The 19,630-nt window shown below is 64.1% G+C and carries 22 protein-coding genes; 12 read left to right on the forward strand and 10 right to left on the reverse strand.

The window, feature by feature from the left end:
- The first annotated feature begins 72 nt into the window (after positions 1 to 72).
- Positions 73 to 516 (forward strand): hypothetical protein, encoded by a 444-nt coding sequence (locus RX329_RS06670; protein ID WP_085360599.1) that lies wholly within the window; start codon positions 73 to 75, stop codon positions 514 to 516.
- On the opposite strand, the gene RX329_RS06675 is transcribed toward RX329_RS06670, so the two are convergent.
- Positions 517 to 2,745 carry an ATP-binding protein gene (locus RX329_RS06675; protein ID WP_085360527.1) on the reverse strand — a complete coding sequence of 743 codons (2,229 nt, stop codon included), beginning with the start codon at positions 2,743 to 2,745 and terminating at the stop codon, positions 517 to 519.
- Between the two features lie 310 nt (positions 2,746 to 3,055).
- On the opposite strand from RX329_RS06675, the gene RX329_RS06680 reads away from it, so the two are divergent.
- Positions 3,056 to 3,829 (forward strand): DUF2189 domain-containing protein, encoded by a 774-nt coding sequence (locus tag RX329_RS06680; protein ID WP_085384411.1) that lies wholly within the window; start codon positions 3,056 to 3,058, stop codon positions 3,827 to 3,829.
- Positions 3,830 to 3,856: 27 nt separating this feature from the next.
- Here RX329_RS06680 and RX329_RS06685 read toward each other — a convergent pair whose 3' ends face one another.
- Positions 3,857 to 4,048, reverse strand: coding sequence for a hypothetical protein (locus RX329_RS06685; RefSeq protein WP_317245555.1), 192 nt, complete (start codon positions 4,046 to 4,048; stop codon positions 3,857 to 3,859).
- Complete coding sequence (locus RX329_RS06690; RefSeq protein ID WP_018453605.1) at positions 4,048 to 4,854, reverse strand: transglutaminase-like domain-containing protein; 807 nt, start codon at positions 4,852 to 4,854, stop codon at positions 4,048 to 4,050. Before RX329_RS06690 ends, RX329_RS06685 begins: the two co-directional genes overlap by 1 nt.
- Positions 4,855 to 5,214: 360 nt before the next feature.
- Between RX329_RS06690 and RX329_RS06695 the strand changes: the two genes are divergently transcribed.
- Entirely contained in the window at positions 5,215 to 5,439 is a 225-nt protein-coding gene (locus RX329_RS06695) for a hypothetical protein (RefSeq protein ID WP_007614662.1), read from the forward strand.
- 18 nt (positions 5,440 to 5,457) lie between these two features.
- Here RX329_RS06695 and RX329_RS06700 read toward each other — a convergent pair whose 3' ends face one another.
- From RX329_RS06700 to RX329_RS06710, 3 genes are read right to left on the reverse strand one after another with little or no spacing between them, the layout of a single operon-like run.
- Positions 5,458 to 5,970, reverse strand: a complete 513-nt coding sequence (locus tag RX329_RS06700; RefSeq protein ID WP_085360525.1) for an SRPBCC family protein — start codon at positions 5,968 to 5,970, stop codon at positions 5,458 to 5,460.
- Positions 5,967 to 6,437 (reverse strand): SRPBCC family protein, encoded by a 471-nt coding sequence (locus RX329_RS06705; protein ID WP_085360523.1) that lies wholly within the window; start codon positions 6,435 to 6,437, stop codon positions 5,967 to 5,969. The genes RX329_RS06700 and RX329_RS06705 overlap by 4 nt, the downstream gene beginning before the upstream one ends.
- On the reverse strand, positions 6,430 to 6,744 hold the full coding sequence (locus RX329_RS06710; RefSeq protein WP_007614659.1) for an ArsR/SmtB family transcription factor: 315 nt from the start codon (positions 6,742 to 6,744) through the stop codon (positions 6,430 to 6,432). Before RX329_RS06710 ends, RX329_RS06705 begins: the two co-directional genes overlap by 8 nt.
- 111 nt (positions 6,745 to 6,855) lie before the next feature.
- Between RX329_RS06710 and RX329_RS06715 the strand changes: the two genes are divergently transcribed.
- Positions 6,856 to 7,476 (forward strand): LysE family translocator, encoded by a 621-nt coding sequence (locus RX329_RS06715; protein ID WP_085384410.1) that lies wholly within the window; start codon positions 6,856 to 6,858, stop codon positions 7,474 to 7,476.
- A gap of 11 nt (positions 7,477 to 7,487) precedes the next feature.
- On the opposite strand, the gene RX329_RS06720 is transcribed toward RX329_RS06715, so the two are convergent.
- Positions 7,488 to 8,294 (reverse strand): N-formylglutamate amidohydrolase, encoded by an 807-nt coding sequence (locus tag RX329_RS06720; RefSeq protein WP_085360521.1) that lies wholly within the window; start codon positions 8,292 to 8,294, stop codon positions 7,488 to 7,490.
- Between the two features lie 91 nt (positions 8,295 to 8,385).
- Between RX329_RS06720 and RX329_RS06725 the strand changes: the two genes are divergently transcribed.
- Positions 8,386 to 9,297, forward strand: coding sequence for a transglutaminase N-terminal domain-containing protein (locus RX329_RS06725; protein ID WP_018453611.1), 912 nt, complete (start codon positions 8,386 to 8,388; stop codon positions 9,295 to 9,297).
- 45 nt (positions 9,298 to 9,342) lie between these two features.
- Positions 9,343 to 9,741, forward strand: a complete 399-nt coding sequence (locus RX329_RS06730) for a gamma-glutamylcyclotransferase (protein WP_018453612.1) — start codon at positions 9,343 to 9,345, stop codon at positions 9,739 to 9,741.
- Here the strand turns inward: RX329_RS06730 and RX329_RS06735 are convergent.
- Entirely contained in the window at positions 9,738 to 10,301 is a 564-nt protein-coding gene (locus RX329_RS06735) for a chlorite dismutase family protein (protein ID WP_085360595.1), read from the reverse strand. The genes RX329_RS06730 and RX329_RS06735 overlap by 4 nt on opposite strands.
- A 161-nt stretch (positions 10,302 to 10,462) precedes the next feature.
- Between RX329_RS06735 and dnaG the strand changes: the two genes are divergently transcribed.
- The 3 genes from dnaG to RX329_RS06750 all read left to right on the forward strand — a co-directional run bounded on the left by dnaG (position 10,463) and on the right by RX329_RS06750 (position 15,590).
- Positions 10,463 to 12,475 carry a DNA primase gene (gene dnaG / locus RX329_RS06740; RefSeq protein ID WP_018453614.1) on the forward strand — a complete coding sequence of 671 codons (2,013 nt, stop codon included), beginning with the start codon at positions 10,463 to 10,465 and terminating at the stop codon, positions 12,473 to 12,475.
- Positions 12,476 to 12,852: 377 nt separating this feature from the next.
- Positions 12,853 to 15,003 (forward strand): RNA polymerase sigma factor RpoD, encoded by a 2,151-nt coding sequence (gene rpoD, locus RX329_RS06745; protein ID WP_085360519.1) that lies wholly within the window; start codon positions 12,853 to 12,855, stop codon positions 15,001 to 15,003.
- A gap of 206 nt (positions 15,004 to 15,209) precedes the next feature.
- The gene (locus tag RX329_RS06750) at positions 15,210 to 15,590 is read left to right on the forward strand and encodes a thiol-disulfide oxidoreductase DCC family protein (RefSeq protein ID WP_410706472.1); all 381 of its coding nucleotides are present in this window, start codon (positions 15,210 to 15,212) and stop codon (positions 15,588 to 15,590) included.
- An 18-nt stretch (positions 15,591 to 15,608) separates the two neighbouring features.
- On the opposite strand, the gene RX329_RS06755 is transcribed toward RX329_RS06750, so the two are convergent.
- Complete coding sequence (locus RX329_RS06755; RefSeq protein WP_007614643.1) at positions 15,609 to 15,845, reverse strand: hypothetical protein; 237 nt, start codon at positions 15,843 to 15,845, stop codon at positions 15,609 to 15,611.
- A 503-nt stretch (positions 15,846 to 16,348) separates the two neighbouring features.
- On the opposite strand from RX329_RS06755, the gene RX329_RS06760 reads away from it, so the two are divergent.
- A complete protein-coding gene (locus RX329_RS06760) occupies positions 16,349 to 17,155 on the forward strand; it encodes a lytic murein transglycosylase (RefSeq protein ID WP_085360517.1) in 807 nt (268 codons plus the stop codon).
- Between the two features lie 195 nt (positions 17,156 to 17,350).
- Here the strand turns inward: RX329_RS06760 and RX329_RS06765 are convergent, their stop codons facing one another.
- Positions 17,351 to 18,184 carry an SDR family NAD(P)-dependent oxidoreductase gene (locus RX329_RS06765; protein WP_085360515.1) on the reverse strand — a complete coding sequence of 278 codons (834 nt, stop codon included), beginning with the start codon at positions 18,182 to 18,184 and terminating at the stop codon, positions 17,351 to 17,353.
- A 129-nt stretch (positions 18,185 to 18,313) separates the two neighbouring features.
- Between RX329_RS06765 and RX329_RS06770 the strand changes: the two genes are divergently transcribed.
- Both RX329_RS06770 and RX329_RS06775 read left to right on the forward strand, forming a co-directional pair.
- Positions 18,314 to 18,688, forward strand: a complete 375-nt coding sequence (locus RX329_RS06770) for a response regulator (RefSeq protein ID WP_018453620.1) — start codon at positions 18,314 to 18,316, stop codon at positions 18,686 to 18,688.
- Positions 18,689 to 18,744: 56 nt separating this feature from the next.
- Positions 18,745 to 19,356 (forward strand): LysE family translocator, encoded by a 612-nt coding sequence (locus RX329_RS06775; protein ID WP_085360513.1) that lies wholly within the window; start codon positions 18,745 to 18,747, stop codon positions 19,354 to 19,356.
- The last annotated feature ends 274 nt before the right edge of the window (positions 19,357 to 19,630 follow it).

The raw sequence follows: 19,630 nt of genomic DNA on the forward strand, positions 1-19,630 counted from the left end.
AAGTCAATATGGTTGACATGAGGAGTGGGCTTTGCCACTTTCCTGGCCAACGAGCCGTGGGAGGGCTCCGCCATGCGTCTTTCGGATATCGTGCTGCTCCTCAACGCGCTCTGGTTCGGCGGCGCCTTCATCCAGTTCAGCATTGCGCAAGCCAATACACTGAAGATTCTCCTGCCGCGGGAAGAGCGCACCAATCCGATCGCGCCGACATTGTCGGCCAGCGTGGCATTCCTTGGCGGCATCAATCTGCCAATCGGCCTTCTGTCGCTCTACTTTCTGGCAGCCCGTCCGGTCTTCTTCCAGCCGGTCGAAGCGCAGCTGGTGCTGTTCCTGTTCTTTGCCGCCTGCCATTTCAGCCAGTTCGCCTACAACCTTCCGGTCCTGCTGCGCGGAGGACGCGTCGGGGTCGCTTATTGGCCCGTGTTGAAAGGCCCGATGCTCAGGATCTTCGTCATCGACGCGGCCTTGTTCGTGGCCAATCTGGGTGCGGCGCTTCTCCTCGCGTCGCGCTCCTGACTACCGCGACGGCGTCGACAGCGCAGATCGCAGCATGGCGGCGAGGTCTCGCCGCCGGAACGGCTTGGTCAGGATGCGGGCATCGCCGATTGCGTCGGGCGCCGAGACCGGATTTTGGCTGTAGCCGGAGGTGAAGAGCACCTTGAGCCCGGGTCGCAGCTGGATTGCTTGCCGGGCAAGCTCCGGCCCGAACATGCCGCCGGGCATCACGACGTCGGTGAACAGCAGGTCGATATCCCCGGACTGGCGCAACAAGTCGAGCGCCGCCGGGCCGCTCGCGGCCGTGATGACGCGATAGCCGAGCGTCTTCAGCTCGCTTTCGACATAAGTCCGAACCATGTCGTTGTCTTCGACGACGAGAATGGTCTCGCTTCCTTCGCGCGTGACGATCCCTTCGGCGGGTGAGGCGTCCTCGTTTGGCGGTGTTGCCAGGCGGGGAAAGAACAGCCTGACGGTGCTGCCTTGTCTCGGTGCGGACTGCATCTGCACCAGCCCGCCGGACTGCCGCACAAAACCGTAGACCATGCTCAGGCCGAGCCCGGTTCCCTTGCCGACCTCCTTGGTGGTGAAAAACGGCTCGAACGCCCGGCTCGCCACCTCGGCGGTCATGCCGCTGCCGGTGTCGATCACGGCCACCATGACATAGTCGCCTGGTCGCCGTTCGCCATTGATGTCCAAGTCGGATTCACCGAGCGAGACGTTGCGCGCCTCGATGGTCAGCCTGCCGCCCAACTGCATGACATCGCGCGCGTTGAGCACGAGATTGAGCAGCGCAGTCGTGAGCTGGCCGGGATCGACGCTGATCAACCACAGGTCCGGTGCGAGCGCGAAGGTGCATTCGATGTGCTCGCCCAAGGGGCGGCGCAACAAGTGCTCCACCTCCTTAATCTTTTCGCCGATGTCGATGTCTCGCGGCCTCAGGGGCTGCTTGCGCGCGAAGGCGAGCAGGCTCCGCGTCAGGTCGGAGCCGCGTTCGGCAGCTGTCGCGATGTCGCCGGCGATCCGGTGCAACTCCTTGTTCCCCGCCAGCCTGTCGGCAAGGTGCTCCGAATTGCCGAGAATGACGGTGAGGAGATTGTTGAAGTCATGCGCCACACCGCCGGTGAGCTGACCCATGGCCTCCATCTTCTGGGATTGGCTGAGCTTCTGGTTGAGGTCCGCGATGGCCGCCCGTTGCTGCTCAAGCGACTCGGCGGTGCCGTTGAGCAGAGTCATCAGTCCGCCCAGCTCGCCGCGCGGATGGGGAGGAGGAATTCGCGCGCTGAGATCGCCGAGCCCGAGTCTCTTCGCCATGTTGGCGAGCCGCCCGACCTGGCGCCCGACGCTCACGGTCGCGAGGATCCATACGCCGGCCAGCAGCAGCAGCAAGGCCACCGCGAGGATCGCCATATCCTCATAGAGCCGGCGATTCGCCGCCGCGACCAATCCGTCCTTGGACCGTCCGACCAGGATGTAGAGGCCGGCATCACGGATCGAAGGTGAGTGGGCGACGGCCCAGACCTGCGTGCGGCCGTCGCGATCGGTCACTTCCTGAAATGCCTTTTGATCGGGAGCCGTCGCGAAGCCGAGCAGGTCGGATCCCGCGATCGACGCGCCCACGGGCGCGGTCCAGCCGGCTCCCGAGGGAGCGACGAGAACGGTGCCCTTGCCGTCAATGAGCAGAATATCCTTCTCGGCGAGCAGCCGCTTGTGGTGATACTCGGCGAATTTGCGCAGGTTGAACGAGGCAAGCAGCACCAGCTTCAGCGCGCCCGCCTCCGATCGCACCGGATATGCGATCTGGAGCACCGATATTCCGGTCAGCCGGCCGAATACCGGCTCAACCACGACGTTGCGCGAGACCAGGGCCTGCTTGAAATAGGCGCGATCCCTCAGATCGAGGGTGCGGTTGGTCCGTAGCGAGTCGCAGAACAGGCTGCCGTCCGGATCGATGGTCAGGATTCCCGTGAACTGAGGATATTCCTCGCGCACGTCCGACAGAAACGCCGAGCACGCCGCCTTGTCGCGCGTGTCGAGGTCGCGCGCGCGGGCCAGACCATAGTGAAGCTGAGCGGTGCCCTGAATCTTCCCACCCAGATCGCTCGCAATGTCGTCGGCCGAGGCCGCCAGATTGGCCAGGGCGGCGTTGACTTCACTGCTCCGGTTCTGCACGAAACGCAGCCCGACGAGGCTCGCCGGCACCAGCATGGCCGCGATGACGAGTATCAGTAGCCGGGTACGCAAGCTCATCGGTCGGACGGTCCATTCGGGTCATCGCGCGCTCGTTCAAAGACCCAATTTGCGGCACCACCCGCCGCTCAGTCCATAGGCATCGGGTCGAAAAAGTCCCCCACGGGGAAAGATTTGGAGCCGCGGGCAGCGCGGATGAGCTTCCCGAAGGGAGCGCCGCCGTCGGCGCGGTGGTTCTCCCGGGTCTGTGCCGGCGGCTTCGAGATACCATCGTCCGGCCATCAACTCGCGCGTGCGCACCGGCCGCGGGGACGCTAAGATCGAGGTCCGCGTGCGACGGAGATCGCGCCGGCCAACGAAGAGGAAGCTGATGTCCATTTCGGGCAAGGTCGACCCGGTGGTGCGTCCCGTCGCGGCGACCGACATCGCCGAGGCGCTCGTCGAAGGCCTGCGGGATTTCCAGGCGCTGCCGCTTTACGGCCTCTGCTTCGGTACGCTCTACGCCGCCGGCGGCATCGCCATCATGCTGTGCTTCACTGCGTTCGGCATGGTCTATCTGGTCTATCCGCTGGCCGCCGGCTTCGCGCTGCTCGGGCCATTCGTGGCGATCGGGCTCTATGAAGTCAGCCGCCGTCGCGAGCGCGGCGAGCCCGTCTCGCTCGGCGCGATCTGGTCGGCTGTGCGCGCGCGCAGCGAGATCGGCTGGATGGCCTTCGTCACGCTGTTCGTGTTCGTGGTCTGGATGTATCAGGTGCGGCTTCTGATCGCGCTGCTGCTTGGCCTGCATGCCTCGTTCTCGAGCCTGCAGGAGTTCATGACGGTGGTGCTGACCACGAACGAGGGCCTGCTGTTCCTCGGCATCGGCAACGCGGTCGCCGCGGTGCTGTCGCTGATCCTGTTTTCGCTGACGGTCGTGTCGTTTCCGCTGCTGCTCGACCGCGAGGTCGATTTCGTCACGGCGATGGTGACAAGCGTGCGCGCGGTCGTGGCCAGCCCGCTGCCGATGATTGGCTGGGCCGCGGTGATCGTGATAGTCCTGATCGTCTCGGCGCTGCCGTATTTTCTGGGGCTGGTGGTGACGCTGCCGGTGCTCGGGCACGCGACCTGGCATCTTTATCGGCGGATCGTGGTGCCGGTGGCGTAGCGGGAAGCCGGACGCAACGGCAGCGAGCTATTCGCCGGTTGCCAGCCGGCGTTCGCCGGATGAGGTCAGTTCGAGTTCGCCGAGGCGCCTGATTGCATAACCGAGGTTGGTCAGGCGCTCGCCGTGCGCTTGCGGGATTTCGCCTTGCGCCTTGCCCTTGCCGATCTCGGCCAAGGACGCAAATCCATCGGCGCTGAGTGCAACGCTGCTGTCTGTCATCAGGCAACCTCGTCGGTCCATACCTTGAAATTGACAAGGGTATTCGGACCGAAGGTTTGGGTGATCGGGACGTCCGCGGCATCGCGTCCTTGTGCGATCAACACGCGACCGATCCGCGGCGTGTTGTTGCGCGGATCGAACATGTGCCAGCTTCCGCCGAGATAAGCCTCAAACCAGCCGGCGAAATCTCCCACGGCCCAGGGCTTCGGCGTGCCGATGTCGCTGAGATAACCGGTGCAGTAACGCGCCGGGATGTTCATGCAGCGGCAGAACGCGATGGCAAGATGAGCATAGTCGCGGCACACGCCCTTGCCTTCGTCGTAGGCTTCCCGCGCCGTCTTGGTCGCGCGCGCGTGCTCATAGCCGAAGGCGATGTGACGATGAACGAAATCGCAGATGGCCTGGACCCGCGCCCAGCCGGGCGGCGTGTGCTCGAACAACTTCCATGCGATATCCGACAGGCGATCGGTCTCGCAGTAGCGACTGCCGAGCAGATAGACGAGCGTGTCGGTCGGCAGCGCCTCGACGGCGTGCTGAGCCGCGTTCGGGAACACTGGATCGGGCAGGCCGCTGTCGCTCACGACGCCGTCGCCGGCAAGGCGAAAGGCGCCAGCCGGCGCCACGATGCGGCTGCACCAATTGCCGAAGAGGTCGCGATAGGGAGTGATCGGCACCGAGGGTCTGGTGGTCAGCAGGTCGGGCACGATGACATCGGAGGCGCGGGTGAAGTGCGTGCCCAGCACCATGATCATAGGCGTGGGCTGCGGGAATTCGTACAGCATCTCAAACCCGACGCGGAGCTTCATACGATTTTCCCTTGGCTAAGCTCGTAACATGGCTACGAAGCGGCCGATCACAAGGCTTTGACGGCTTATTCGGTCGCGGGCGGCAATTGGCGCCTCAAAAGTGCGGCACGGGCGAGAAAATGATAGCTAATTGCGGCGCTTGCGCGCACGGTGCGGGAATGTCGAAAGATCTGTCGTTTCTGCGCCTATGCAGCGCCACGACTATTCGCGCGACGTGAAGCGCCTCATTCCCTCGCACCGGCGGAGCCGACTCGTAGCGACGTCGTAACAGCGGTCGTCGCGCATATTGCCCACTCCAGCGGTGAGTTGGACGCGGCAGGCGCGTGCCGCGGACACCTGAAGGTTTCACCGCGATCGATCATGAGATCGAACGCCAACCGAAAGCACCCGATGCAAACTCAACCGATGCAAGCTCTCTCGCCACGGCACGTCAAGACAGAAGAAGCGCTCCGGCTCGGCGTCGAGTCGGGCTGGTACGCGATCAAGGTCAGCGGAACCTTTGTCTCGGGCCCGCACGACTCGGAAGCGGATTGCAGTCGCAAGATCGACGAAATCAATCCGCCTCCGGTGAAGAAGAAGCGATGACGACACGGAGTTCGCCCGCTACGGCGTCTTGATACCCATCGCCTTCAACGCTTCCAGCATCTGCGCCGGCGGCGCCATCTTGATCTGCGGCGCCTTGCCCGTTTCCAGCAGGCTCTTCAGCCCCGACAGGATTGCGGGCCAGCCGGTGCGGCCGCCGGAAAGGATGTCGTCGCTGAGCGGGCGGTCGTGGCGTTCGCTCATGGTGAGGCGGACGGCCTCGCCGGCTTGTTCAATCGCGTAAGTGACAAGCGTCGTGCCGAGCTTCGCGACGAGGTCGGGCCAGTTGACGTTCCACGTCACCGTCAGCTTGTTCGGCGGAGCGTATTCGAACACATCGCCCGAAATGTGTTCCGAGCCATCAGGCGCGCGCACGACGAATTTGCCGCCGAGTCTTGGCTCCATCTCGACCGCAAAGCCGGAAAAGTATTTGCGGCTGAACTCGGCGGAGGTCAGCGCCTCCCACACCTGGTCCGGCGTCGCGGCGATGTAAATCGTGTAGACGGTGAGCGGTTTGAACTGATCGAGGTTCATTTTGCATCGAATCCCTTGTTGAGGGCTGCGTGCGGAATGGCCAGCACCTTGCCGCTTTCCAGCAGGCTCTTGAGCCCGGACAGGATCGCCGGCCACCCGTTGGAAACGGCGCCGAAATATTTGCCGCCTTCGACGAAGCCGTCATGCAGCACCGTCAAACGCACGAGCGAGCCGAACGGTTCGATGGTAAAGACCACCCGCGAGATCGGCTCACCGCGCAGCTCCTCGTATTTTTGGTGCTTGAAGCTGTAAGACAGCCGCCGCGGCGGATCGGCTTCGAGGATCTCGCCGGAATCGGTGGTCTCGCCGTCCAGCAGCAGCGCGAAAGGGGAGCCGATTTTCCAGTCGGACTTGACCTCGGCGCCGAACCAGTATTGCTTGGTGAACTCGCTCGATGTCAGCGCCTCCCACAGCCTCGTTGGCGTTGTCTCGATGTAGGTGACATAGACGAATTGCGGCTTACTCATCGCGCTTCTCCAACTGGCGTTTCAACTCGCCGAGTGCGGCGAGCTTGCCGCGCTCGAATTTCTTGATCCAGCGTTCGCCGATCTGATGGATCGGAACCGGATTGAGATAGTGCAGCTTCTCGCGGCCGTGCCTGATGGTCGTGACCAGATTGGCCTCTTCCAGAATGGCAAGGTGCTTGGTCACGGCCTGGCGCGTCATCGCGAGGCCTTCGCAGAGTTCGTTCAGCGTCTGGCCGTTCCTGGCGTGAAGTCTGTCGAGCAGCGACCGTCGTGACGCATCGGCGAGCGCTTTGAAGACCTCATCCATGGCGGCGATAATAGGCAACCAAATGGTTGCATGTCAAGGGCAAGGTCGTGACTTCCGTTCCCGCCCTCGCCATGCATTAATGCCGCAAACCGCTCCCAGCGAGTCCTCCCCATGATGTCTCTGCAAGCCTATCTCGCCTTCCTTGCCGCCTGCATCGCGCTCGCGCTGTTGCCGGGGCCGATCGTCACCCTCGTCATCGCCAACGGGCTGCGCCACGGCACGCGCGCGGCGCTGACCAATGTGGCCGGTGCGCAGGCCGGCCTCGCCATCGTCATCGGCATCGTCGCGGTCGGACTGACCTCGCTGATGGCGACCATGGGGTATTGGTTCGACTGGGTGCGCTTTGCCGGCGCCGCCTATCTGGTCTGGCTCGGCATCAAGCTGATCTGGGCGCCGGTCGAGGGCGTCAATGTGGATGAGCCGCCGGCGCCGCCGCGCGGCGGATTCTTCCTGCAAGGTTTCCTGGTGCTGCTGTCGAACCCGAAGGTGCTGGTGTTCTTCGGCGCCTTCATCCCGCAGTTCATGGACATGAACCGCGACCACTTCCCGCAGGTCGCGCTGCTGGGAGCCACCTTCATGGTCACTGCGGTGATGACGGACGCGCTCTACGCCATCGCCGCGGGGCGGGCCCGGAAGTTCTTCTCGGCTCGCCGCACCCGCATGATGTCGCGCATCTCCGGCGGCTTCATGATCGGCGGCGGCATCTGGCTGGCGCTGACCAGGGCGAAATAACCGCCGTCGGGCTAATCGACCAGCCTTTCCGCCCGCAGCTCAACCTCGATCTCTGCAAAAATCCGCGCCAGCCGCTCGGCCCATTGTTGCTGGCCAGACTGGTCGGCGATCAGATCCTGGCGGATCTCGATGCCGGTATTGGCGAGGCCGCGAGCTTCGCCGTGCACGGGGATGGTGTAGTCGGTGAGGTCGTTCACCGCATAGGGCTCGTTGTCGCCCACGACGAGATCGCCCTCGCTGCGGAGATGCCTGAGCAGCAGCTGCGGCAGCACGGTGTCGCGATTGTAGAGCGCGCCGATGTGCCAGGGACGCGCGACGCCGGCATAAACGGGCGTGAAGCTGTGCAGCGACACCAGCACCGTCGGCCGCTTGTCGTGCACGCGGCGGTCGATCGCGGCATGGATATGCCGGTGATAGGGCTCGAAAATCTCGCGGCGGCGCGCTTTGCGCTCCTGCTCCGAAATTCCCTCGTTGCGCGGGATCGCGGTTGCTTCGGAAATCAGGGGAATCGAGCTCACGGCGGCGGGCGGGCGGTTGCAGTCGATCACCAGCCGCGAATAGCGCTGGGCGATCAGATGTGCGCCCAGCATCTCTGCCAGCCGGTCGGCGACACCCCCAATGCCGATGTCCCAGGCGATATGCCGCGTCAGCTCGTTCTCGGCGACGCCAAGATCGCCAAGCGCAGCCGGCAGGACCCGTCCGTAGTGGTCCGAGGTGAGCAAAAAAGGCGATGTCCCTTGCGCATTCACCTCGTGCACCGGGGGGACGTCACCCTCGCTGAGGAGTTGATTGGTCGCCCCGATTGTGTCTAAAGCCATCCTGATTGCCTAATGAAACAGCAGTCACCCCGAAGAATCGGGCGGGATTGCTATAGATTGGTCCGCCCGACATCACCATGATTGCCTGACGATGCCGTTGCTGACGATTCATCACAAGACCGAATATCGCTACACCCGCCCCGTGGCGTTCGGCGAACACAGGATCATGCTGCGGCCGCGCGACGGGCATGATCTGCGCGTGCTCGACTCCAGGCTCGAGATATCGCCCGAGCCGATGTCGCTGCACTGGATCCACGACGTGTTCGGCAATTCCGTCGCGATCGCGAATTTCGACGAGCGCGCGGACGCGCTGATCTTCGACTGGCACGTCACCGTCGAGCACAATCCGGTCGAGGAGTTCGCGCTGACGCCGGACGACTCGGCCTATTTCTATCCTTTCGCGTATGACGATGAGGAGTTTCCCGACCTCGTCCACTACATCACGCCGCAATATACCGATCCCGATGGCGAGATCGCGGAATGGGCGCGCGGCTTTCTCGACGAGGACGCGCCGACGCCGACCTTCAAGATCCTGAGCGGCATGACCCACGGCATCCGCGAGCGGTTTAAATACCGCAAGCGCCACGAGCTGGGCACGCAGCATCCGCTCGACACCTTGCAGTCCGGTAGCGGGACCTGCCGCGATTACGCGCTGTTCATGATCGAGGCGCTGCGCCATCTCGGCATCGCCGCACGATTCGTCTCCGGCTACATCTTCCTGCCGGAGGATATCGAGCAGCGCCATGTCGGCGGCGGTTCGACGCATGCCTGGGTCCAGGTCTACCTGCCCAGCGCGGGCTGGATCGAGTTCGATCCGACCAACGGCATCGTCGGCACCCGCGACCTCATCCGCGTCGCGGTCGCCCGCGATCCGCGCCAGGCAATCCCGCTGCACGGCGTCTATATCGGCCCTGCCGGCGCGTTCGACGCCATGGACGTGACCATCAGGGTGGTGTCGGACGAGCAATGCAGCGGCGAGACACTCGAGGCGGAGGTTTTGTAGATCCGCTGCGATTTGCACGCTGCCGATTGATGGTTATAGAAGGCCATGACCTCCAATCGTCTCTTCGTCTACGGCACGCTGATGCGCGGCTTCGACCATCCGATGGCGCGGTTGCTTGCGGGCCACGCGGATTTTCTGGGTGAAGCGACCTGCCGCGGCCGGCTCGTTCTGGTGAAGCATTATCCGGGGCTGCTGCTCTCCGATGTGCCGTCCGACCGCGTCCACGGCGAACTCTTTCACCTGCGCGTGCCCGACGAACTCTTGCGCGAGCTCGACATGTACGAGGCCTGCGGCGAGGGCTTTCCGGAGCCGACCGAATATCTGCGCCAGCTGGTCGACGTGACAGGTGCAGACGGGGTGACGGCACCGGCCTGGACTTACATCTACAACTGGCCCGTCACCGATCTGCCGCGCATCGAATCCGGCCGCTTTCTTGGGCTCTAGCCCGACAGCACTTCCTTCACTGCGCGCACGTCGACCTCGCGCTCGACATAGCTCCACTCCTCGGTTCGCCTGAGCATTGCGACCAGCTCCTCGAACAGCGAGGCGTGCGCAGGCGCGAATTCGAACCAGGTCAGGAAGTCGAAGGGCCCGCCGAGGTCGCGGCAATGATAGAGCTGCCGCGCAATCGCAGGCAGGAAGCGCAGGCTATTCGCGATGTGATGCGACTTGTCCTCGAAGATCCTGCGGCGCTCTTCCTGGGTCAGATCCCACCAGGCCTGCGACTTGCGGATCGGGATCAGCGCCGCACTGGTTGCTTCCAGCCGGCCGAGGCCGGCCTGCACGGCAGTGAGCTGCTGCTTCTCCGGGCGCTCGGTGTAGCGCAAGCTGCTCGCGACACCGACCAGGCGCCAGGCATTGCGCGAGGGCACCAGCGGCAACGCGATGGCCTCGCTGTCGGTGACCGACAGCGTTGGCATGAAGGCGAGGGGCTCGCCCGTCACCGGCGAAATCGAGGTGATGCGCCAACCCCCGCTCTGGCCGCCTCGGAAGGTCCTGAACATGGCCCCCATGGAAGCGTGGAACCGGGGCGGGTTCAAGCTTTCCGTCGAATCTTCGACCTGTGAATAGCCGGGAGAAGCCCTAAGTGCATCGTATTTCCCGGGGGCATCCTTATATGCCTATTCGTTGGCAAAACGCCCGACTCACCCCAGAAATCAACCTGATGCGCTTCACGCCCCAATTCCTCGACGAGCTTCGGGCCCGGCTTTCGGTCTCCGAAGTCGTGGGCAAGCGCGTCAAACTGAAGAAGGCGGGGCGAGAGTGGAAGGGGCTGTCGCCGTTCCAGCAGGAAAAGACGCCGTCCTTCTACGTCAACGACCAGAAGGGCTTTTACCACGACTTCTCCTCCGGCAAGCACGGCGACATCATCAGCTTCATGATGGAGACCGACGGCCTGCCGTTCGCGGAGGCCGTGGAGCGGCTCGCCAATATGGCGGGCCTGCCGCTGCCAGCGGTGACGCCGGATGCGGCGCGTCAGGAGCAGCGGCGCCGCTCGCTGCATGACGTCATGGATCTCGCCGCCAAGTTCTTTGCCGAGACGCTGGCCTCTCGCGTCGGCGCCAAGGCGCGGGGCTATCTCGCCGACCGCGCGATCTCGCCGGCGACGCAATTGCAGTTTCGGCTGGGCTATGCGCCACCTGATCGCTTTGCGCTGAAAGAGCATCTCGGCAAGCTCGGCGTCTCCGTCGACGACATGGTCGAAACCGGCATGCTGGTGGCCGGCAACGACATCCCGGTGCCCTATGATCGCTTCCGCGATCGCGTGATGTTTCCGATCACGGATCTGCGCGGCCGCGTCATCGCCTTCGGCGGGCGCGCGCTGGAGAAGGACGTTCCGGCCAAGTACCTGAACTCGCCGGAGACGCCGCTCTTCCACAAGGGCGACAATCTGTACAACCACCAGACCGCGCGCAAAGCCACCCATGACGGCAGCCCCCTCATCGTGGTCGAAGGCTATGTCGACGTCATCGCCATGGTCACCGCGGGCTTTGCCGGCAGCGTGGCGCCACTCGGCACCGCGCTCACTGAAAACCAGCTCGCGCTGCTCTGGAAAATGGCGGACGAGCCGATCCTCTGCTTCGACGGCGACCGCGCCGGCCAGAAAGCCGCTTATCGTGCCGCGGATCTCGCCTTACCCTTCCTCGCGCCCGGCAAGAGTCTGCGCTTCGCCCTGCTGCCGGAAGGGCAGGACCCCGACGACCTCGTGCGCTCCGGCGGTCGCGGCGCGATCGAGGAGGTGATCGCGGCGGCGCGTCCGCTCGCCGAGATGATCTGGTCGCGCGAGCTCGAAGGCGGCAATTTCGCCACTCCCGAGCGCCGCGCCGCGCTGGAGGCGCGCATCAAGGAGCTCTCCAACGGCATCCGCGACGAGGTGGTGCGGCGCTATTATCGGCAGGATCTTGCCGAGCGGCTCCAGCGTGCCTTTGCCCCCGAAGGCGGGCGCGGCGGCTTTGGCGCCGGCCGTGGCAATTTCCGCCCCGGGCCCGGCGGTCGCCAGTTCCAGCCCCGCGGTGGGGGAGGCGCGAATCGATTCGGCGGTCAGGGATTTGGTGGCCGCCGCGGCCCGCCCGGCCCGATCCAGCTGCCCTCCGGGCCCTATCAGGCGGCGAGCGCGCAGCTGGCGGCAAGCCCGATCATGCGCGGCCAACGCAGCGCCATCTCCCGCCGGGAGGCCCTGATCCTGCAAATCCTGATCAACCACCCCTGGCTCCTCCACGATCATCTCGAGGAAGTCGCGGCCCTGGAGCTGGCCCATCCCGAGGTCCATAAGCTCCGGGCCGGCATCATCGCCGCCTTCGCCAACGACCATCACCATTCGCCGGACCCCGGCGAGCTCGCCGAGAAGATGCGCAGCGACCTCGAGAAGGGTGGATTTTCTCAGGCCCTTCAAAGGGTTGAGGGCGGCATCACGACCGCGGCGGTGTGGGGCGCCCGCGAGGGCGCCGCACGGGACGACGTTCTCTCCACCTGGCATCAGCTGGTCGCCTTGCATCGGCAGTACCATTCACTACTTAGAGAGCTGAAAGACGCCGAGCTGGCCTTGGGGGAAGATCCCAGCGAGGCCAACATGGCGTGGCTGCGCGACGTCAAGGCTCGGATAGGCGAAGTCGACGGCACCGAGGCCCTGATCGAGGGTTTTGGCGAACTGTCGGGCCGGTTCCAGAAGAGCGTGTGATGAAAGAATCATGCGGACGGCCGGGACCGGAACCGCTAAAAGACTCGCCAAATCCGAGGTTTGGCGGCAAAAACAGGGTTAATCGAGGCTTAACGGTCTTGTAGCACTTTGGCCACCAGGCGGCCGCAGGCAGAACAGACGCGTCAGGAATGAATCCGCGCAATTGCTGTTGGCACTACACCTGCATCCGCTGCGACAAAGAGGCTCTACGAAGCGTTAGGCAAATCCGGCGAGTGAAAGGTCGGGGGTGGCGACAAGAGGTCCGCGCCGCCCTTTCCGTGTCGAGATCTGACGAAGCGAGAGCATCGAGCAACAGGTTCAAGTGATTTTGCGCGGGCGCGGCGAACGTCTGTGTGAAACGCGTTTAGGAGCAATGGATGGCCACCAAGGCAAAGACGCTGCAGGCGAAGGACAAGGAAAAAGACGACAAGGCAGCGGACGCGCCGGAGAAGGACTCCCAGGATGCGCCCTCGCCGTTGCTCGATCTGTCCGACGCGGCCGTGAAGAAGATGATCAAGCAGGCCAAGAAGCGCGGCTTCGTGACCTTCGATCAGCTCAACGAAGTTTTGCCGTCCGACCAGACCTCTCCCGAGCAGATCGAGGACATCATGTCCATGCTCTCGGACATGGGCATCAACGTCACCGAAGCCGACGATAGCGAAGGCGAGGAGGACAAGGACGAGAGCGGCGAGGACGAGACCGACAACGAACTGGTCGAAGTCACCCAGAAGGCCGTCACCGAGGTCAAGAAGAGCGAGCCGGGCGAGCGCACCGATGATCCCGTGCGCATGTATCTGCGCGAGATGGGCACCGTCGAGCTGCTGTCGCGCGAAGGCGAAATCGCGATTGCGAAGCGCATCGAGGCCGGCCGCGAGGCGATGATCGCAGGTCTGTGCGAAAGCCCGCTGACCTTCCAGGCCATCATCATCTGGCGCGACGAGCTCAACGAAGGAAAAATCTTCCTTCGTGACATCATCGATCTCGAAGCCACCTATGCCGGGCCCGATGCCAAGGCCGGCATGAACAATGCGATGATCGCCGGTCCGAACGGCGAGACCGGTGAAGCGACGGCCGAAGGCGGCCAGGCCACCGGCGCCGCGCCGGCGCATGTCGCGCCGCCCGCCGCACCGCCGGCGCCGACCCCGTTCCGCGCCGCGCCTGCGCCCGGCAATGCCGGCGACGCCGCGAAGGATCCCGCGGAGTCCGCCGCCGAAGCCGACATGGACGAGGACGACGAGTTCGAGAACCAGATGTCGCTTGCGGCGATCGAGGCCGAGCTCAAGCCGAAGGTCGTCGAGATCTTCGACAAGATCGCCGACAGCTACAAGAAGCTGCGCAAGCTGCAAGAGCAGGACATCCAGAACCAGCTCGAGAGCACCTCGCACGGCCCCTCGCTCTCGCCGCACCAGGAGCGCAAATACCGCAAGCTCAAGGACGAGATCATCGTCGAGGTGAAGTCGCTGCGCCTGAACCAGGCGCGTATCGACTCACTGGTCGAGCAGCTCTACGACATCAACAAGCGCCTCGTCTCCCATGAGAGCCGCCTGATGCGCCTTGCCGACAGCCACGGCGTCGCGCGCGAGGACTTCCTGCGCAACTACACCGGCTCGGAGCTCGATCCGCGCTGGCTCAACCGTGTCTCGAAGCTGTCGGCCAAGGGCTGGAAGAACTTCGTCCATCACGAGAAGGACCGCATCAAGGACCTCCGCCACGAGGTGCATCAGCTCGCGGCGCTGACCGGCTTGGAGATCATCGAGTTCCGCAAGATCGTGCACTCGGTGCAGAAGGGCGAGCGCGAAGCCCGCCAGGCCAAGAAGGAGATGGTGGAAGCCAACCTCCGTCTCGTGATCTCGATCGCCAAGAAATACACCAACCGCGGCCTGCAGTTCCTCGACCTGATCCAGGAAGGCAACATCGGTCTGATGAAGGCGGTCGACAAGTTCGAGTATCGCCGCGGCTACAAGTTCTCGACCTACGCCACGTGGTGGATCCGGCAGGCGATCACCCGCTCGATCGCCGACCAGGCGCGCACCATCCGCATCCCCGTGCACATGATCGAGACGATCAACAAGATCGTGCGCACCTCGCGGCAGATGCTTAACGAGATCGGCCGCGAGCCCACTCCTGAGGAATTGGCCGAAAAGCTCGGCATGCCGCTGGAGAAAGTGCGAAAAGTCCTCAAGATCGCCAAGGAGCCGTTGTCGCTGGAGACGCCCGTCGGTGACGAAGAGGATTCACACCTCGGCGATTTCATCGAGGACAAGAACGCGATCCTGCCGATCGACGCCGCGATCCAGTCCAACCTGCGCGAAACCACCACGCGCGTGCTGGCCTCGCTCACCCCGCGCGAAGAGCGCGTGCTGCGCATGCGCTTCGGCATCGGCATGAACACCGACCATACGCTGGAAGAAGTCGGCCAGCAGTTCTCGGTGACGAGAGAGCGTATTCGTCAGATCGAAGCGAAAGCGCTGCGCAAGCTGAAGCACCCGTCAAGGTCGCGGAAGCTGCGGTCGTTCCTGGATAACTAGTTCAAACGCCGCCACTTGGCTGTTGAAACAAGAACGGCGGGCGAAAGCCCGCCGTTTTCGTTCACGCCTACTTCGACAGCGTTCAGCCCAAAGAGGCTCATGCTTTTCCAATCGAATATACATCCGACGAGAGAGGCGCATCGATTCTGGAATTCCGGGTGGATGGCTCCAGCCTCGACGTCGCACAGATCGACATCTATGCTTCGATGATGCCGGCTCACCTCACCGTCTGGTACAACACCCGTTGCCCTGTCTGCGATGCCGGCATCGACTGGCAGCGCAACAAGCTGTTGGCGCTGGTGCGCGCGGGCACGATCCAATTCAGGGATATCAACGAGCAGCCCGATGCGCTGGCGCACTTTGGCGCCACGCTCGACGACGTCAGGCGCTGCCTGCATGCGACCGATGCGGCCGGCCAACTCATCGTCGGCGCGGATGTCGCGGTTGCGCTGTGGGGGCTGACGCCGGGGGAGGGGTGGCTTGCGGAGTTGTTCGGCAATCGCGTGGCGCTGCCGTTCACCCGGTTCTTCTATAACCGGTTTGCCGATCTGCTGTTTGCCTGGAACAGGCGGAGCGGGCGCTGGTGAGCGCCTGCCTGGGTCGACCTATTTCTTCTTCGCGCCGACCCGCTCGAGGTTCTTGATCTCAAGCGCCGGGCGGCCGGATTTTTCGGCGATCTCGCGGTCCTGCTCCATGATATAGGCGCGGGCCGGCTCGTCGCCGTCGAGGCCGCCGAGCAATTCGGCGGGCACGCGCCGGTTGGAGCGTTGTGAGCCGTCTTCATAGAAGACGTTGAAAAAGGCGAATTCGCCCTTGGGATTGGTTCCGGGTTTTTTGGCCATGGCCGGCTTTTCGTCGATCAGGGGGCCATAGTCAAATGACTTTGGCAGGTTTCCGGTGGCTGGGCGCGGACCCTGCAGCGGCAGAACCAGCTGCGCGATCGATCGACGAACCCATTTACGAGGCGCCTCGATGTCGGGCGGAAGAGTCCAACGCTTCGTAAAACCCGATGCGCTCCTTAGGAGATCCTTGCCTCACCCTTGCCTCAACAAACGGCGGGCCGCGAAGCCCGCCGTTTATTTTGGTCTTCAGCGTCGCCCGGGGCTGGCGGGGCGACAACCTAGGATAGAATGTTATAACCGGCGCCATGCCATGGCAAGGCAAATCGCTGGCGCTGCGATGCCGCAGCGAGCGCATGAGATATGCAGTGGTCGCGACATCGGACTTCATTCGTCGAGCCAGGATGCGATTGGTTCTGGTGAGGATTTGCCGCTTTGACGCGAATCTGGTTCCCGGGCATGATCGCGCGCCGCTCTCCCGCCCATTCCCTGTAGGATTCATCCGAATGTCGAAATACGCCTTGGCCATCGCCTTCATCGCCTGTCTGGCCGGCGGATCGGCGCAAGCCGCGCGCTGCGGCGGCGACTTCAACAGCTTTGTCGCCAGCATGGCCTCGGAAGCGCAGGCCGCCGGCGTCTCGGCGAGCGTGACCAGCGCGGCGCTCAGCGGCGTGCAGCAGGACGGCGCGGTGCTCGCCTTCGACCGGCGCCAGCGCTACACCTTCAACAAGAGCTTCGAGCAGTATGTCTCGACCCGCGTCGGCCCCGGCCGCATCAATGGCGGCAAGGCGCTGTTGCAGCGCCATGCCGCGCTGCTCTCACGCATCGAGCAGCAGTTCGGCGTGCCCCGCTATATCCTGGTTGCGATCTGGGGGCTGGAGAGCGATTTCGGCAAGGGCGACATCGGCAAGCTGCCGGTGGTCCGCACGCTGGCGACGCTCGCGCATGACTGCCGCCGCACCGAGCTATTCCAGGGCGAGCTGCTCGCGGCGCTGAAGATCGTGCAGCGCGGTGACCTGCCGCTGCGCGACCTGATCGGCGCCTATGCCGGCGAGATCGGCCAGACCCAGTTCCTGCCGTCCTCCTACATCAAGTACGGCGTCGATTTCGACGGCGACGGCCACGTCGATCTCCGCCACAGCGTCCCCGACGTGCTCGCCTCGACCGCGAACCTGCTCCACACCAGCGGCTTCAAGATGGGCCAGCCCTACGGCGAAGGCACCGCCAATTTCGAGGCCATGCGCGAATGGAACAGGGCGGTGATCTATCGCAAGACGATCGGGTATTTTGCCGATCGGCTGGCGGGGCAGTGAGGGGAGCCAAAGAGACGGAGCACTCGCGCACATACTTGGTGTCATCGCCCGCGAAGGCGGGCGATCCAGTATTCCAGAGACCGCGCGAGAATACGGAGAGGCTGCTGCGTACTGGATTCCCCGCCTTCGCGGGGAGTGACAACGGAGAGGTCCGTGAACGCTCGCCAGGACGACGGTTTAATTCGACGGCGCCCCTCACTCCGTCCCCTTCGCCATCCTCTCCAGCTTGCGCTGCAACGGCGCCCAGTACGTTGCCGGGCGGAAGCGCTGCAGGAGATCCATGAAGCGGGCGTCGTTGCCGATCAGGATGCGCGGCTCGTTTCTCTCGATGCCCTTGATGATGCGCAGCGCGGCGTCCCGGGGCGTGGTCCTTGCCGCGTTCTCGAACCGCTCGATCGATTGCGACCGGCGTGCGTTGTCGGTGACGCCGACCCCGGTGCGCGAGTTGCGGGCGATGGCGGTGGCGACGCCGCCAGGATGCACGACCGACAGCCTGACAGGGCTGCCCGCCATGGCCAGCTCGTGCCGCACGCTCTCGGAAAAGCCGCGCACCGCGAATTTCGCCGCGGCATAGGCCGACTGTCCCGGCGGGGCGATGATGCCGAAGATCGAGGACAAATTGACGATGTGTGCCTCGCCCAACGTCTTCAGATGCGGCAGGAAGGCGCGCGTGCCGTGCACCACGCCCCAGAAATTGATGTCGAACAGCCAGTCCATCTGCGCCTGGTCGATCTCCTCGAACGATCCCATCAGTGCAACGCCGGCATTGTTGACGACGATGCCAAGTGCGGGATGCGCGGTGGCCGCCTCACGCGCGAATTGCGCGATGTCGTCGGGCTCGCTGACATCGACGCGATGCAGGCTGAGCTTGCTTGCGGCGCCGATCTCGGCCGCGAGCGTCTTCAGCCCGGGCTCGTCGCGATCGGCGAGCGCGAGATCGCAGCCGCGCCGCGCAAGCTCGATCGCCAGTGCGCGGCCGATGCCGCTTGCCGCTCCGGTGATAGCGGCGGCGCCGCGGATTGCAGTCATGATGATCCCCCGTCGAGCCACTTGAGCGGAACTATGATTTACATTTTTTCATATTGGAACCGAACCGCATGGCGGTTCCCTCCTTAACCTACGTTACTTGATGAAGACAGGCAGCATTGGGAGCCGCCGATGGGACAAGCAAAGCCGTTTCGAGCCACCGCACTGATCGTGGAAGACGACCTCATGCAGAGGGAGATGCTCAGTCTTCTTCTCGAAGAAAGCGGCTACGACGTCATTCAATGCGAGAGCGCCGAGGCGGCCGAGCTTGTGCTGGAGAAGAGCGCCGGCGCGCTCTGCCTGATGATGACCGACGTTCAGCTTGCCGGCCGCATGAACGGCGTCGAGCTCGCGCATGTCGCCAAGGACCGCAACCCGAAGCTCGACGTCGTCGTCACCTCCGGCCGGCCCTTGATGCAGGCCTTGCCGAACGGCGCGAAGTTCTGGGCTAAGCCATGGGCGCCGCTCGACGTGCTCCGCGAGGCCGAGATCGCGCAGCTGTCCTGAGGGTCGATCCGGCAGGCCGGCTTTCGTGGTCCGCGGCGCGGTGATAAGGTCGGTCCATGACCTTGTCCTTCCTGCTCACCTCGCTGATCGTCGTCGCCTCGCCCGGCACCGGCGTGCTCTACACGCTGGCGGCCGCGCTGACCCGCGGCTCGCGCGCGAGCGTCGCCGCTGCCTTCGGCTGCACCCTCGGAATCGTGCCGCACATGACGGCCGCGATGCTGGGGCTCGCCGCCGTGCTCCACACCAGCGCGCTCGCCTTCGCCGCGCTGAAATGGTGCGGTGTCGCCTATCTGCTCTACATGTCCTGGCAGGCGCTGCGCGAGACCGGGGCGCTGGCAGTCGACGGCGAGATCCGCGAGCGTTCGGTCGGTCGGGTGATCGTGACCGGCTTCCTGATCAACATCCTCAATCCAAAACTGTCGATCTTCTTCCTGGCTTTCCTGCCGCAGTTCATCGCCGCGGACGAAGCCCATGTGCTGGCGCGAATGCTGGAATTGAGCGGCGCCTTCATGGCGATGACGTTTGCGGTGTTCGTGGTCTACGGCCTCTGTGCGGCATCGGTGCGCGAGCGCGTCATCTCCCGCCCGCGTGTCATGGCCTGGCTGCGCCGGAGTTTTGCCGCCGGCTTCGCCGCGCTCGGCGCCAAGCTGGCGTTCGCGGAGCGATAGCTTCTCCAGCCAATAAAAAAGCGGGCCTTGCGCCCGCCATCTTCCAACTCAGAACTCCCACCCGACGCCCGGGCGGAGCGTGCTCCACCCGGGCAAAGAATAAGAAGCCTCGCTACTTCTTCTTCGCTGCCTTCTTGGCCTTCTTCTTCGTCGCCTTCTTCGCCTTCTTCGCTTTCTTAGCCATAGGATCCTCTTCAGGGTTAATGGTGAAACGCGACACGAGGGATGCTCGGCGGAGGGCCAGCCTCGCAACATCCTCGATGACAAGCTCAGC

This window comes from Bradyrhizobium sp. BWC-3-1, from assembly GCF_032917965.1.
GTDB classification, from domain to species: domain Bacteria; phylum Pseudomonadota; class Alphaproteobacteria; order Rhizobiales; family Xanthobacteraceae; genus Bradyrhizobium; species Bradyrhizobium canariense_D.